The organism is Sandarakinorhabdus oryzae (genome assembly GCF_009733735.1).
GTDB classification, from domain to species: Bacteria; Pseudomonadota; Alphaproteobacteria; order Sphingomonadales; family Sphingomonadaceae; genus Sandarakinorhabdus; species Sandarakinorhabdus oryzae.
The window spans coordinates 12,549-26,684 of record NZ_WNJP01000006.1; the positions used below are offsets into that span (position 1 = coordinate 12,549).

Annotated in this window: 13 protein-coding genes; 3 read left to right on the forward strand and 10 right to left on the reverse strand. The window is 66.2% G+C overall.

What is annotated here, in order from left to right; translation table 11 throughout:
• Position 1 precedes the first annotated feature (1 nt).
• Positions 2-4,141: an LVIVD repeat-containing protein gene (locus GJ693_RS01510; RefSeq protein ID WP_156254570.1), complete on the forward strand. Its 4,140-nt coding sequence runs from the start codon at positions 2-4 to the stop codon at positions 4,139-4,141.
• Between the two features lie 3 nt (positions 4,142-4,144).
• Here the strand turns inward: GJ693_RS01510 and GJ693_RS01515 are convergent, their stop codons facing one another.
• From GJ693_RS01515 to GJ693_RS01545, 7 genes are read right to left on the reverse strand one after another with little or no spacing between them, the layout of a single operon-like run.
• A complete protein-coding gene (locus GJ693_RS01515; RefSeq protein ID WP_156254571.1) occupies positions 4,145-6,073 on the reverse strand; it encodes an alkyl/aryl-sulfatase in 1,929 nt (642 codons plus the stop codon).
• A gap of 31 nt (positions 6,074-6,104) precedes the next feature.
• The gene (locus GJ693_RS01520) at positions 6,105-6,914 is read right to left on the reverse strand and encodes an acyl-CoA thioesterase (protein WP_235902544.1); all 810 of its coding nucleotides are present in this window, start codon (positions 6,912-6,914) and stop codon (positions 6,105-6,107) included.
• A gap of 3 nt (positions 6,915-6,917) precedes the next feature.
• Positions 6,918-7,400 (reverse strand): glycosyltransferase, encoded by a 483-nt coding sequence (locus tag GJ693_RS01525; protein WP_197041874.1) that lies wholly within the window; start codon positions 7,398-7,400, stop codon positions 6,918-6,920.
• Complete coding sequence (locus tag GJ693_RS01530) at positions 7,397-7,843, reverse strand: glycosyltransferase family protein (protein ID WP_156254573.1); 447 nt, start codon at positions 7,841-7,843, stop codon at positions 7,397-7,399. Before GJ693_RS01530 ends, GJ693_RS01525 begins: the two co-directional genes overlap by 4 nt.
• Positions 7,840-8,847: an LLM class flavin-dependent oxidoreductase gene (locus GJ693_RS01535; protein ID WP_156254574.1), complete on the reverse strand. Its 1,008-nt coding sequence runs from the start codon at positions 8,845-8,847 to the stop codon at positions 7,840-7,842. Before GJ693_RS01535 ends, GJ693_RS01530 begins: the two co-directional genes overlap by 4 nt.
• Positions 8,844-9,017, reverse strand: a complete 174-nt coding sequence (locus tag GJ693_RS01540) for a DUF1289 domain-containing protein (RefSeq protein WP_156254575.1) — start codon at positions 9,015-9,017, stop codon at positions 8,844-8,846. Before GJ693_RS01540 ends, GJ693_RS01535 begins: the two co-directional genes overlap by 4 nt.
• Positions 9,014-9,433 carry an ABA4-like family protein gene (locus GJ693_RS01545; protein ID WP_156254576.1) on the reverse strand — a complete coding sequence of 140 codons (420 nt, stop codon included), beginning with the start codon at positions 9,431-9,433 and terminating at the stop codon, positions 9,014-9,016. The genes GJ693_RS01540 and GJ693_RS01545 overlap by 4 nt, the downstream gene beginning before the upstream one ends.
• 86 nt (positions 9,434-9,519) lie before the next feature.
• Here GJ693_RS01545 and GJ693_RS01550 point away from each other — a divergent pair, with 86 nt between their 5' ends.
• Entirely contained in the window at positions 9,520-10,254 is a 735-nt protein-coding gene (locus GJ693_RS01550) for a class I SAM-dependent methyltransferase (RefSeq protein WP_156254577.1), read from the forward strand.
• A gap of 113 nt (positions 10,255-10,367) precedes the next feature.
• On the opposite strand, the gene GJ693_RS01555 is transcribed toward GJ693_RS01550, so the two are convergent.
• From GJ693_RS01555 to GJ693_RS01565, 3 genes are all read right to left on the reverse strand, one after another.
• Positions 10,368-10,727 carry a hypothetical protein gene (locus tag GJ693_RS01555; protein WP_156254578.1) on the reverse strand — a complete coding sequence of 120 codons (360 nt, stop codon included), beginning with the start codon at positions 10,725-10,727 and terminating at the stop codon, positions 10,368-10,370.
• Between the two features lie 127 nt (positions 10,728-10,854).
• Positions 10,855-11,238 (reverse strand): RidA family protein, encoded by a 384-nt coding sequence (locus GJ693_RS01560; protein WP_156254579.1) that lies wholly within the window; start codon positions 11,236-11,238, stop codon positions 10,855-10,857.
• A gap of 1 nt (position 11,239) precedes the next feature.
• A complete protein-coding gene (locus GJ693_RS01565; protein WP_235902545.1) occupies positions 11,240-12,301 on the reverse strand; it encodes a D-alanyl-D-alanine carboxypeptidase family protein in 1,062 nt (353 codons plus the stop codon).
• A gap of 192 nt (positions 12,302-12,493) precedes the next feature.
• On the opposite strand from GJ693_RS01565, the gene GJ693_RS01570 reads away from it, so the two are divergent.
• Positions 12,494-14,086 carry a peptide chain release factor 3 gene (locus GJ693_RS01570; protein WP_156254580.1) on the forward strand — a complete coding sequence of 531 codons (1,593 nt, stop codon included), beginning with the start codon at positions 12,494-12,496 and terminating at the stop codon, positions 14,084-14,086.
• The last annotated feature ends 50 nt before the right edge of the window (positions 14,087-14,136 follow it).

Consider the following 14,136-nt stretch of genomic DNA (forward strand, 5'->3'; position numbering starts at 1 on the left):
GATGCTGAAGCGGCTTCTCCTCCTGGCGCTGATCCCCTTGGTGGGCGTCGCCCTCGCGTCGGAAGGCGAGAAGCCGGTGGCGCGCGATTATGCCCGCGTGACCGCCCCGCCCGCGCCGAAATGGCAGACGCTGGAACAGGCCGCCGCCAAGTCCGCCGGCTGCATCAGCTGCCACACGGCCAGCGACGAATCGACCATGCACGCGCCAAAGTCGGTCGTGCTGGGCTGCACCGATTGCCATGGCGGCGACCCGAAGATCATCGCGCCTGCCGCGCTGGCGGCGACGGACCCCAATTATGCCAAGCTGCGCGATGAGGCGCATGTGCTGCCGATGTTCCCGGAAAGCTGGCACTTCCCGTCGTCGGCCAACCCCAAGCGCAGCTACACCTTGCTCAACCGCGAAGCCCCGCAGTTCGTACGCTTCGTCAATCCGTCCGACTATCGCGCCGCCCGCGATGCCTGCGGCGCTTGCCACCTAGAAATCATCGAGCGGGCCGAACGCAGCCTGATGGCGACGGGCGCCATGCTGTTCGGCGGCGCGGCCTATAACAACGGCATCCTGCCCTACAAGAATTATGTCTTGGGCGAGGCCTATACGCGCCCCGGCCAGGCCAGCGCGTTGCTGGGCGCGTGGAACGGAGATGCCTCCGGCCATGGCGAGATCGGTCTCAAGCATGACGAAAAGGCCGGGCGCGACAACAGCCTGCCCGCTCTGGTCTTCAGTCCGGATGGCCTGAGCCCGGCCGCCAAGGCCCGTGGTGCGTTGCCCTTCCTCGCCCCACTGCCCACCTGGCAGGTGATCCCGCCGGCCGACATCTTCCGCGTGTTCGAACGTGGCGGCCGCAACATCAACCCCTCCTTCCCGGAAATCGGCCTGCCCAATTCGCTGGGCGCCCTCCAGCGGCTGGAGGAGCCGGGCCGGCCCGACATCCGCCAATCCAACCGCGGCCCCGGCACCGGCCTGCGCATCGCCGTGCCGGTGATCAACATCCACAAGACGCGCCTCAACGACCCCTTCACCTGGTTCATGGGCACCAATGATCAGCCGGGTGACTATCGCACCTCGGGCTGCGGGTCCTGCCACATCGTCTATGCCAATGATCGCGAGGTGCGGCACTCGTCGGTTTATGCCGCTGCCGGGCGCGACGGGCAGAGCCAGAGCGTGGACCCGACGATCAACAAGGCGGAACCCGGCCACCCCATCACGCACAGCTTCAGCCGGGCCATGCCGTCCAGCCTGTGCATGAACTGCCACATGCACCAGCCCAACATGTTCCTGAACACCTATTACGGCACCACCATGTGGGATTATGAAAGCGACGCCCCGCGCATGTGGCCGGGCGCGGCCAATCCCTATCCCAGGCCGCCGGGCATGAGCGAGGCGGAATTTGAACGACTGTTCAAGCGCCAGCGTTACCCCACCGCCGCCGAGGTGCGCGAAGCCAATGACCGCAACCCGGAAGGCGCCGCCGCTCATGGCGCCTGGAGCGACCTCGATTTCTTGCGCACAGTCAATGACCGCAACGACAAGATGAAGGACACCCAGTTCGCCGATTATCACGGCCACGGCTGGAACTTCCGCGCCGTCTACAAGCGCGACCGCGAGGGCAATCTGCTCGATGCCGGCGGCAACATGGCAACATATGGCACCGACACCGCCCATATCGTCGCCAATGATGACCCGGAGAAGTTCCGCAAGGCCGGCGCCCCCCAGTTCGTCAAGCCCGCCGCCACCCCCGGCCCCGGCCAGCCCGGCAAGGCCGTGCATCTGATGGACATCCACACCGAGGTGGGCATGCAGTGCGCCGATTGCCACTTCGCGCAAGACAGCCACGGCAATGGCTTCATCCACGGCGAGGTGGCCAACAGTGTCGAGATCGGCTGCAAGGATTGTCACGGCACCGCCGATGCCTGGCCAACGTTGAAGACGTCCAATCTCGCCGCGCCACCGGCCGGCACTGATCTGTCGATCCTGCGCAATCCTGATGGCCGGCTGCGCTTCGAATGGGGGGTGCAGGATGGCCGGCGGGTGCTGTGGCAGCGCTCGGCGAGTGACCCCAACCTCGTCTGGCGGGTGAAACTGGTGAAGGACAGCGTCACCCGCGACCACCCGGATTTCAACCCGAAGGCGGCGCGGGCGAAACTGGTCGGAACCTTGCGCGCGACCGGGGGGACGATGGCCTTCGGCCCCGGGGTGAGCGAACGGGCGCACAAGGACGACAACATGGCCTGCTTTGCCTGCCACACCAGCTGGACCACCAGTTGTGGCGGTTGCCACCTGCCGATCGAGGCCAACTGGAAGACGACGACCAACAAATATGAGCAACAGGAAACCCGCAACTTCGCCACCTACAATCCGCAGGTGGCGCGCGATGACATGTTCCAGCTCGGCCGCCACCAGACCAGCAAGGGCAGCATCATCGCCCCGATCCGCTCATCCTCGGCGCTGATCCTGACCAGCACCAACATCAACCGCGAACGCATCTATGTGCAGCAGCCGCCGATCGCGGCGTCGGGCTTCTCGTCCCAGGCCTTCGCACCGCACTTCCCGCACACAGTGCGCACCCAGGAAACCAAGACCTGCAGCGATTGCCATGTCAGCGCCGATGACGACAACAACGCCATCCTGGCGCAGCTGACCCTGCAGGGCACCAACTTCGTCAACTTTGTTGGCATGAACGCCTTCTTCGGCCTGGATCGCGCCGTCGAAGCCGTGCGGGTGACGGAATTCGGCGAGCCGCAGGCGGTGTTCGGCTCCTACCTGCACCGTTATGCCTACCCGGATTATTGGAAGCTGCATGTCGAGCAGAACAAGCGCGAACTGATCAACTGGACGCGCGGGCGCATCTTCGACAAGCGCCTGTCAGGCGAGACCAACCCGACCGAGGATATCCGCAACATCACGCAAGGCACCGCCGGCGAGGTGCGCTGCATCCAGAACCGCGGCGAATATCTCTATGTCGCCGAAGGCAAGGGCGGTTTCGTCGCCTATGACATCGCCAACCTTGCCAACAAGGGCGTGTCAGAGAAGATCGTGAAATCGCCCTTCTCGGCGCTGGGCCACGATGCGCAGGTGAAGACAAGCAATGCCACCTGCATGGCGCTCGCCACCAACCAGCCGATCAGCGTGCCGCGCAACGATGTGATGCAGTATCAACAGGATGCGCGTGCGAACGGCAAGCCGCTGCCCGACGGCCTGGCGGGCTATAACCAGGAGCAGAAGCTGCACGAGATCTACCGCTATGCGGTGGTGACGGACGCGCAGGAAGGGCTGGTGCTGGTCAATGTCGATACGCTCACCGACGGCGAGCCGCGCAACAATTTCCTGCGGCGCCGCAGTTTTGAAGGCGGCGGCGACCGCTGGAACCCGGCCGGCGTGCTCACCGGTGCCCGCCACATCACGCTGGCCGGCCATATCGCGTACATCACAAAGCCGAACGCGCTGGTGGTGGTAGACCTCGACAACCCGCGCGCGCCGAAGCTGAAAGCGGTGCTGCCGCTGAAGGACGCGCGCGCGAGCGCCGTGCAGTTCCGCTACCTGTGGGTGACGACCGCGAACGGCCTCGAAGTCTTCGACATTGCCGATCTCGCGCGGCCGATCCATCACCCGGAAGCAACGTTGCCGATTGCCGACGCGCGCAAATTCTACGTCGCCCGCACCTATGCCTATGTCGCCGCCAAGGGGGACGGGCTGGTGATCGTTGACGTGAAGAAGCCGCTGGCGCCGCGCCTGTATCAGCGCTTCACGGCGAACGGCACGCTCAATGATGCCGAGGACGTGGTGGTGGCCAGCACCAATGCGTCGCTGTTTGCCTATGTCGCCGATGGCAGGAACGGCGTGAAGGTGCTGCAGCTGACCAGCCCCGAAAGCCAGCCCAATTTCTATGGCTTCTCGCCGAAACCGATGCCGGAGCTGATCAGCTGGGCCCGCACTGCCCGCCCGGCGCTGTCAGTGGCCAAGGGCCTCGACCGCGACCGCGCCGTGGACGAGACCGGCGGCCAGATCGCCGTGCTGGGCCGGCTGGGTTCGCGCCCGTTCAACCGCCAGGAGACCGAGCGCTTCTTCATCGGCGAGAATGGTCAGCCCTATCGCGTGACCGACCGGGTCGACATGGGGGCGTGGTCGCCGCTCAGGAAGTAGGGCTTACGGCGCAACCAACGGGAAATCGGCTTTCGGCGGCTGGAACAGCGTCATGAAGCGCTGCAGCACCGCCAGATCACCCTTGATATCCAATTGCCCCGCCGCAATCAGGTCAGGCGCCTTCACCGCGCCGCCGATCAGCCCGATCAGCGCCCGGCGCGGCACCACCAGCGTGGCCTGCGCCGCGTCGCTGACGCCCTTTTCGTGCAGCATCACGCCGTTGCCGATGGTCACGAGGTGGCGCTCCTTGGCGTCCGGAATTTCAAACGCGATGGTCATCGGCGCGATCGCCCGCTCCGGCACCAGCCGCACCGACATGGAATCGAGCAGGTTCGTCACCGACAGATTGGCGGCAATCCCGGCCGCTGCGGCCTGGGTGCTGGGCCTGATGCCCTGTTCCAGTTCCTGCGCGCCGGTCAGATAGAAATCGCGCCACGGCGCGGATTCTGCCCGCCAGGCCAGTTGGCGATAGACACCAGCGAGCGCCGCCTTGGCGCCCGGCGTATCGGGCGCAGCGCGCACCAGCGTCGAAAGCAGGGTTGCAGCCCAGCGGTCATCGCCCTTGGCAGCGGCCGCCTTGCCGGCGGCCAGCACCTTCTTGGGCCCACCCATCTGCGCCACCAGCTTTGGCGCCAGCACGGCGCGCGGCAACGGGTCGAGATTGGCGGGATCGCCATCAAAAGCGCCGAGGTACCGCTGGTACACGGCGCGGGCGTTGAACTTCAGGCTGCCGTAGTTGGGCCTGTTGAACCAGGCCGTGGCCAGCGGCGCCGGCAGTTTGATGGCCTCGCCGATCTCGACCGCGTTCAGGCCCTGGTTCATCAGCAGCACGCTTTCATTGTGCACGAAGGCATAGGCCTGGGCATGGCGCAGCAGGTAATCGTTGATGTGATCCTTGCCCCAGCGCGGCCAGAAATGGCTGGTGAACAGCACATCCGCTTGTGCACCCCAGCGCCGCCGCGCCTCCACCAGATAATCGGCCCAGCCCTTGGCATCGCGCACCAGGGCGCCGCGCGGGGTGAGCAGATTGTGCATGGCGCCATTGGCGTTCTCGGCCAGGCACAGCGCCTTCCATGCCGGCAGGTAGAAATTCATTTCGGCCGGCGCTTCGGTGTTGGGCGTGACCTGGAACACCAGTTCCACCCCGTCGATCGTGCGCGTGTCGCCGGTGGCCTTGATCGTGTCTGTGGGCGGGATCAGGCCATAGGTGCCGGGCGTGCCCATCGGCCCCAGGCCGGAGGAGACATGGCCCGTCGCACCGCGTGGCAGCATGCTCCCGAACATGTAGCTGGCGCGGCGCAGCATGGCTGGGCCAGCAATCACGTTCTCTGACACGGCGTGTTCCAGAAAGCCGTCCGGCGCGATGATCTGCACCTTGCCGCCCGCGACGTCGGCCGGGCTGGTCACACCCAGCACGCCGCCGAAATGATCAACGTGGCTGTGGGTGTAGATGACGGCGACCACCGGCCGCGGGCCCAACTTGGCGTTGACCAGTGCCAGGGCCGCCTTGGCGGCTTCGGCGCCGGTGAGCGGATCAACGAGGATCCAGCCCGTGTTGCCGCGAATGATCGTCATGTTGGAAAGGTCGAACCCACGCACCTGCCAGATGCCGTCGGCGACCTGGAACAGGCCATGCCTGGCGAGCAGGGTGGCGTTGCGCCACAGGCTGGGGTTGACCGTGGCCGGCGCCGGGCCGGTGAACTGCGCCTCGTTATCGAGGTCGCGCAGCACCTCGCCCTTGTCGTTGCGGATCTTGCCGTCCGGGATGGACCCCATGAAGCCGCGCGCAGCAAAGTCGAAATCCTGCGTGTCAGCCCAGTTCAGCGTCGCAGCCAGCGCTGCGTTGTCGGCCTGCGCCGCCGGGCTTGCCGTTGGTGGCGGCGGCGCTGCTGCGGCCGTGGCGAGGAGGAGGGCGATGAGGTGCGGTGTCATGTCGCAAGGCTAGGCCCGCCCGCCCGCGCCCTCAACTGTGAATTCGCACAATCAGGCTCTGGCTGGCGGTGGCGAGCAGGGTGCCATCCTGGGCAAACAGGTGCAGGCGGCCGTGGGCAAAACCGGCATGGACGGCATGGATGCGGATATCGGCCAGCACCCATTCGGTGGGCACGAAGTTCATGTAGCGGATGGTGTTGTCCAGGCTGTTGCCGCCAGCATTGGCGCCCAGTGCGTTGCCGACGCCCGAGGGCAGGAAATCTGCCATCACCGCCAGCACCAGCCGGTCGATGGGCAGATCAGGGTTGCTCGGCCGCACCCACAGCCGGCCGATGCCATCGGTGGCCGGGGGTGCCTTCCCCCGCTCGCGACCGAAACTGCCGGCCGCGACCCGGCGATCCCACTGGCTGTTCATGTCGTCCGGGTCGCGTTGCCAGCGGATCGTCATTTCGGGGCAGTCTTCCGGTGGCGGCACCGCTGGCATGACGGCCCACTGGTGGTGCGGGCTGTCGGGCCGGCTGCCGAGCGCGGCGTTGACGGTGATGATCTCCTGATCCCCGGCCCGGGTGATGACGCGGGCCTGGCTGTTGTACTTGCCGGTCACCGGCACGATCACTTCCAGGTCCAGCTCTGTCCCCGGCCGGGCATAGCTCAGATATTGCGCCGCGGCCCACACGGTTGGGCGGCCGGTGTGGGCCTCCACGGCAGCGAGCGCACTGGCCAGGCCAACACCGCCAAACATGAACAGCCGATCGGGCGGGCCGACGCACAGATTCTTCGGCACGGTCATGCGGTAATGGCCGGGGCGGTCAGTCGGTTCGACGGGGATGAAGGGGTGCACGGATCAGCTTTCGATGAAGGCGCGGATGCGGGCGGTGAAGGCCGGATCGGCAAAGCGCGAAATCGGCGCGGGGGCAAGCCCGCTGTCAGCCAGCAGCGCGCTGGCGCGGGCCTTCAGATCATCCACGTCGGCCGCCACATGCAGGCCGGGGCGGATGCCGATATGCTTGGCGGTGGCCAATTGGTGATCGGTATTGTGCTCGGCCATCGCCTCAAGCCGCGGCAGCATCAGGATCGGCTTGCCGGCTTCGATGGCGCTGATGATCGATCCCATGCCGCAATGCGCGACGAACAGCGCACAGCCGGCGACGCGCGCCTGATAGTCGGGCAGGGCCAGCTTGCGCACCCATCTGGCGTGGCGCGGTTCATACGCGCCCTTGCCGATCTGGATCTCGACCGGAATGGCCGGGTTGGCCGCCGCCCATTCGTCCATGGCGCGGGTCAGCCGGTCGAACGGCATCATCGAGCCGACCGACACAAAGATCACAGCACGCTGCCCCAATGCTCCACCCGGTCGGTGGCCAGATGCGGCCATTGGGTGACGACCTGCGAACAGACGCGCCCGGCCTGCCCGCCGCTGCCCGACAGCACTTCCGAATTGGCGATGCTGTCCACCCACAGGCTCTTGCACCCGAAAGGCTTGGCGAGCGTGGCTGCGATCAGGCCGGGCAGAGCGCCGGTGGTGATGATCACCTGCGGGCGCACCGCTGCCAGGATGCGGGCGATATCCAGCGTGGCGGCCGGGATATTCCACCAGTCAGCGCGGGAAACATCGCGGAAGGTGAAGAAGGGCACTTCGCCCACCAGCGCCCGCGAAGAGGGATCGACGGTGGCAATGCTGACCTGATGGCCTGCCCACGCCGGGGACAGCCGCATCAGCTGGATGAAATGCCCGCCGCCCGACGCGATGGCCAGCACGCGCTTCGTCATGCTGCTACCGGCGTCATCGCCTCTTTCACGAGGCTGTAGCTGCGCTTGCGATCCTCATGCCCGTGCAGGATGTTGACCAGCATCAGCTCGTCCGGCGCATATTCCTTGATTACGTGCTCAAGTCCGGCGCGCACGGTGGCGGGGCTGCCGGCCACCACCCGCCGGCTGGCAAAGGCGCGCGCCACATCGGGCCGGTCGGCCAGCCAGGCCTGCGCCACCTCTGGCGGCGGCACGGAAATCGATTTGCCCATCAGCAGGTGGGCAAACATCATGCGGGCCGGCGCGGCAAGACGCAGCGCGGCCTCGTCGGTTTCGGCACACACGGTCCACACCGCCACCATCAGGCGCGGCTTGTCGCCGGGGTGCCGCGGCCGGAACTGGTCGCGATAGGCCGCCGCCAGTTCCCCCAGCCGCGGCGCGATGAAATCGGCGAGGCAATAGGGCAGGCCGAGATCAGCCGCGAAGGCGACACTGTCGGGCGAGGAGCCCAGCACCCACGGCTCCGGCACATGTGGCCGGCCGGGCAGGGTGGCGGCATAGGCGTGGAAGGGGTGATCGCTGGGCAGCGAATCTTCGAGATAGCCGATCAATTCGGCCAGCTGCTGCGGGAACTGGTTGGGGGCGTATTGCCGCCGATCCTGCTGCAGGGCGATGGCCGTGCGCTGGTCACTGCCCGGCGCGCGGCCCAGGCCCAGATCGATGCGGCCGGGATGCAGGCCAGCGAGCAGGCTGAACTGCTCCGCCACCTTCAGCGCTGAATAATGCGGCAGCATCACCCCGCCGGAGCCGACGCGAATGCGCGATGTGGCGTTGGCCACCGCGCCGATCAGGATCTCCGGCGCCGAGCCGGCCAGGGCCTGGCTGGCGTGATGTTCAGCCAGCCAGAAGCGCTGATAACCCAGCGCCTCGCAATGGCGGGCCAGATCGATCGAATTGGCCAGCGCCTGCGCCGGGGTGACGCCCTCCGGGATCGGCGTCTGATCAAGGACGCAGAGCGGGATCATGGCCTACGCTCCGGCAGGCGCGCGAGGATGGCGCGGCGCTCATCATCATTGGCATGCGGCCAGCGGCTGATCTCATCCATGGTGCGGCGGCAGCCAATGCACCAGCCGGTGCGCTGATCCAGCTGACAGACATTGGTGCACGGCGAGGCAACGCTGCGCAATTCGCTCATGCCCGCACCCTCCGCGCGGCCTTCAGCAGGTGATAAAGCAGCAAGCCTGTGGGTCCGGCGAGGAAAGTCAGCGCCAGGCACGGCAGCAGCAGCCAGTGCGGCAGCGCCGCATCCTCGGCTTCCCAACTGCCCACCCACAGATCGAACACCAGATAATGCACCCAGCCGGCGAGCAGCGCCTGCGGGCTGGAGAGCAGCAGGCGCACCCCCTCAAGCGTGTCGAACCCGGCGCCCTTTGGCGGGCCATCGCCAGTCAAGCCCGCGGCGAGCAGCGCCACATAGAGGCCAGCCAGCAGCACCGCAATCACGCGCGCCACCAGCACCAGGCGGGCGCGGGCCAGCGGCGCCAGCGCCAGCGCGATCCAGCCGGGCAACACGGCGGCACTGGCCGCCTGGAACAGGCTTTCGGGCGTCATCACAACCGACAGTGGCGGCGCTGGCAGAGATGGTCAAGCACGCTGACCTGCGATACCATCCCGGCAAATTCGGGGAGGACAGACGCATGATGCAGCGGGCTTTGGCACTGGCGGGGATCGCCATGCTGGTGATGGCGGCAGCGCCGGTGGACGTGGTGAACGCGCCCGGCCGGCCGGAAGCCATGGTGGCGCTCGATGCCGGGCGCATGCCGGCGCAGGTGCTGGCGCAAAGCCTGATCCGCCCCGGCGCCCGCGTCATGGATGTGATGGCCGGGCAAGGCTATTACACCGAGCTGCTGGCCCGCCATGTCGGCCCCAAGGGCAAGGTCTATGCCGTCGAGCCGCCCAATTACATGGACAATCCCAAGGTGGTGGAAGGCTGGGAGGCGCTGAAGAAGCGCAACCCCAACGTCGAGCTGGTGGTCGGCGCGCCCGGCGAAGCCGCCATGCCCGAAAAGCTGGACGCCGCCTTCTTCCACCTGACGTATCATGATCTTTATTGGCAGAGCGAAAAGTTCAAATATCCGCGCACCGATGTCGATGCCTACAACGCCCGGCTGTTCCAGGCGATGAAACCCGGCGGCGTGGTCATCATTATCGATCACTACGGCGTGCCCGGCATGGACAGCCGCGCCCAGGCCGACAAGACCCACCGCATCGATGCCGACGTGGTGAAGGCCGACATGGCCCGCGCCGGCTTCCGCTATGCCGGCAGCGTGCCGATCCTGGAAATGGCGGGCGATGATCCGACCAAGCTGGTGTTCGATCCAGCGGTGCGCGGCAAGACCAACCGCTTCTACTATCGGTTCGTGAAGCCCTGAGCGGTTTCAAGAAAGGTAGAAATGCCTCCGGCGGGCAGGGGCTGAGCCCCTGCACCCGCTTTCGTTTTCGGGCGGCGCTTTCTGTCAGCTTTGGAGCGGACGGCAAAAGCCGCTCAGGTCGCGCGACGTTTCTCGACGATGGCCTCGGCGCGAGCGATCATAGAGTGCAGTCTGTCTAAATCCTCAGAACGGAACGGCAGGTTGAGTAATGCGGCTTCTGCTCGAAGCGCCTCCAACTCCACATCGGAGATGGGGATGCCTATGAAGTCATCCCAGTCGTAATCGTCGGCCGTTCCATCTTGAAAGCGACGGAGAAGGGCAAGAACGTCATCCGGGGAGCGCTCGATCGGCTTCTCGAAGGGCGTAATAACCAGCTTCGCGACAATCGCCACTGGGATCAGAATTATGGCAAAAGCGCAGCCTGCCACGTTCCGCAGCAAGCTATTGTCAGGCGAGATCAGCGTGCGCGCCACTAATGCAGGGTAACTGGCCGATGGCTGGGATGCAAACGGCGCGCAGTCAGATGCCATTTGCTACCAGCGCACCTGAAAACAAACGGGTGCAGGGACTGCGTCCCTGCCCGCCGGAGGCTCAAAACAATTACCCCGGCAGCGCCGCCGTCACTTCGATCTCGATCTTCATCGCCGGATCGATCAGATCAGCGAAGATCACAGTACTGGCGGGTGGATGCGCCCCGAAGGTGGCGCGCAGTTGCGGCCAGCAGGGTTCGAAATCGGCGCGGTCGGGCACATAATAGGTCACGCGCACGATGTGGGCGAAATCGGTGCCGGCGGCTTCGAGCGCGCGGCCGATGATGGTGAGCGCGTTGGCACACTGGCCTTCCACGTCGGGCGGCAGTTCGCCGGTTTCGGGATTGCGGCCCACGGTGCCGGAGACGAATACAAAGGGTGGCGCGACGACGGCGCGGCAGTAGCCGACCAGCGCCTCCCACGGGGCGCCGCTGGAAATCCGGGTGATGGTCATCTTATCGGTTCGGAAGCGCGCGTCCGCCGCCGCTGCGCACGCTGGCCAGCGATGAGCCACCAAGGCCGGTATCGCCCAGTGCGGTGATGGCACTGGCGACGTCCACTGCCCGGGTGGCGCGCGTCGGCATGTCCACGGCGCCGCCTTCGGCCACTTCATCGCCGGCCAGGCTTTCCATCACGGCGTCGGGCAGGTCGTCCGGCTCGGCAAAGCGGCTGGCCACGGTGAAGGGCTGGCCGCGCAGGCGCGAGTCGAGCACATCGAAGCCGATGTTGAGCAGATCCTGCATGTTGTCGTCGCGGCCAAGCCGGCTGGGGCCGCCGAGGACGACGGCAACCAGACGACGATCGCCGCGCACGGCCGAGGCGGCGAGAGTGAAGCCGGCGGCGTTGGTGAAGCCGGTCTTGATGCCGTCCACGCCGGGCATGGTGCGCAGCAGGTGGTTGTGGTTTTCCACGGCCATGCCGCGGTAGCGATACTGGGCCTGGCTGAACACCGGATAGAAATCGGGGAAGTTGCGCAGCATGGCGCGGGACAGCGTGGCGATATCGCGGGCGGTGGTGATGTGATCGGGATTGGGCAGGCCCGAGGCGTTCCGGAATACCGTGTTCATCATGCCGAGCCGGCGGGCGGTGGCGGTCATGCGCTCGGCAAAGGCGGCTTCGCTGCCGCTGATATGTTCGGCCAGCGCCACGGCGATATCGTTGGCGCTCTTGGTGGCGATCACGCCAAAGGCATCCTTGACGCTGATCGTGGCGCCGACGCGCAGGCCCAGCTTCGATGGCGCCTGGCCCCAGGCCCGGCGAGAAATGCGGATGTCGTCATCCAGGCGCAGGCGGCCGGCGGCGACCTCCTCGAACGCGACATAGAGCGTCATCACCTTGGTGATGGAGGCCGGATAGCGGGCTTCATCGGCGCGGCGGGCGTAGAGGACTTCGCCGGTGTTGTTGTCGATCAGGATGGCGGCATAGCGCGGCGCGGAATAAAGGCTGGCTGCAAAGGCAGATGGCGCCAGCAGTGCCAGCAGCATCAGAAGTGTTCGTGCCAGGGCCTTGATCAGCAAGCGCTTGTTCCCTCTCTCCCCATGCCATGAAGATTAACCGCATTGGCACGTTCAAGGGAAGGGGTGAATGACGGTGGCGCATCGTCGCGGACTCGACCTGTCGCCGCAATGCAACAGTCGGGCGTTCCTCTTGCCCTTTCCCCTTGGGCATGCGATGCGCCGCGCGCCCCGAAATTGCCGGCCAACTGCCTCATGAACGCGCCCTTTGTCCCGTCTGCCAACCCGGTTCACAACCGGCGCACCTTTGCGATCATCTCGCACCCCGATGCCGGCAAGACGACCCTCACCGAGAAATTGCTGCTGTTCGGCGGCGCCATCCACGCTGCCGGCGAAGTGCGCGCGCGCGGACAGAACCGGCGGGCGCGATCGGACTGGATGAAGATCGAGCAGGCGCGCGGCATCTCGGTCACGTCGAGCGTGATGACCTTCGAGCGTGATGGCGTCACCTTCAACCTGCTCGACACGCCGGGCCACGAGGATTTTTCCGAAGACACCTATCGCACGCTCACCGCTGTCGACAGCGCGGTGATGGTGATCGACGCAGCCAAGGGCATCGAAGCGCAAACCCGCAAGCTGTTCGAGGTCTGCCGCCTGCGCGACGTGCCGATTATCACCTTCATCAACAAGGTGGACCGCGAAGGCCGCGACCCCTTCGATTTGCTCGACGAAGTGGCCGACATGCTGGCGCTCGACGTGGCGCCGCTGAACTGGCCGGCCGGCATGGGCGGCGAGTTCACCGGGCTGTATGACCTGAAGCGCCGCCGTTTCCACAAGCCCGATGGCAGCGACAGCCGGTTGGCGGGTGAGGTCGTGTCGGTTGACGGCCTTGATGACCCGCGCATCGATGCGCTGGCCGGGCCGATGGCGGGCCGCCTGCGCGAGCAGGCCGAACTGGCCGAGGGCGGCTATTCCGATCTCGATATCGACAAATATCGCGCCGGGGCGCTGACCCCGGTGATTTTCGGCTCCGCGCTGAAGGACTTCGGCGTGGTTGACCTGATCGACGCGATTGCCGCGATGGCGCCGTCGCCGCGCCCACAGCCGGCGCTGCCGGCGGCGGTGGATCCGGACGGTGCGCAGGTGTCGGGCTTCGTGTTCAAGGTCCAAGCCAACATGAACCCGCAGCACCGCGACCGCATCGCCTTCCTGCGGCTGGCCAGCGGCCGTTTCCGCCGCGGCATGAAGCTGAAGCAGATGGCCACCGGCAAGATGATCGCCATCAACTCGCCGATCTTCTTCTTCGCCCAGGATCGCGAGATCGCTGATGAGGCCTTCCCGGGCGACATCATCGGCATTCCCAACCATGGTGTGCTGCGGGTGGGCGACAGCCTGGTCGAGAAAGACGATGTCACCTTCACCGGCATTCCCAACTTCGCGCCGGAAATATTAAGGCGAGTCAAGCTTGATGACCCAACCAAGTCGAAGCAGCTGAAGACCGCGTTGACCGACATGGCGGAAGAGGGCGTGACCCAGTTGTTCAAGCCGGCGATCGGCAGCCAGTGGATCGTCGGCGTTGTCGGCCAGCTGCAGCTGGAAGTGCTGATCAGCCGGCTGGAGGCGGAGTATCGCGTCGCCGCCAGTTTCGAACCCAGCCCCTATGAAACGGCGCGCTGGATTTCCGGCGCGCCTGCGGCCATGAAGGGCTTCGTGGATGAGCATCGCAGCGCCATGGCCGAAGATCGCGACGGGGCCCCGGTGTTCCTGGCGCGGGACAATTGGGAACTGAACTTCGTGACCCAGCGATTCCCGGACATCAAATTCTCCGCCACACGGGAACGCGCCTGATGGCCGGCTTCCCCGCCCGCATCGGCACGCTGTGGGGGCAGGTTCGCCCT

Excerpts from the sequence above, each read along its gene's own strand:
- GJ693_RS01550 (WP_156254577.1), top strand. The coding sequence starts at position 9,520 with ATGATGCAGCGGGCTTTGGCACTGGCGGGGATCGCCATGCTGGTGATG.
- GJ693_RS01570 (WP_156254580.1), top strand. The coding sequence starts at position 12,494 with ATGAACGCGCCCTTTGTCCCGTCTGCCAACCCGGTTCACAACCGGCGC.
- GJ693_RS01530 (WP_156254573.1), bottom strand. The coding sequence starts at position 7,843 with ATGACGAAGCGCGTGCTGGCCATCGCGTCGGGCGGCGGGCATTTCATC.
- GJ693_RS01535 (WP_156254574.1), bottom strand. The coding sequence starts at position 8,847 with ATGATCCCGCTCTGCGTCCTTGATCAGACGCCGATCCCGGAGGGCGTC.
- GJ693_RS01515 (WP_156254571.1), bottom strand. The coding sequence starts at position 6,073 with ATGACACCGCACCTCATCGCCCTCCTCCTCGCCACGGCCGCAGCAGCG.
- GJ693_RS01560 (WP_156254579.1), bottom strand. The coding sequence starts at position 11,238 with ATGACCATCACCCGGATTTCCAGCGGCGCCCCGTGGGAGGCGCTGGTC.
- GJ693_RS01540 (WP_156254575.1), bottom strand. The coding sequence starts at position 9,017 with ATGAGCGAATTGCGCAGCGTTGCCTCGCCGTGCACCAATGTCTGTCAG.
- GJ693_RS01545 (WP_156254576.1), bottom strand. The coding sequence starts at position 9,433 with ATGACGCCCGAAAGCCTGTTCCAGGCGGCCAGTGCCGCCGTGTTGCCC.
- GJ693_RS01510 (WP_156254570.1), top strand. The coding sequence starts at position 2 with ATGCTGAAGCGGCTTCTCCTCCTGGCGCTGATCCCCTTGGTGGGCGTC.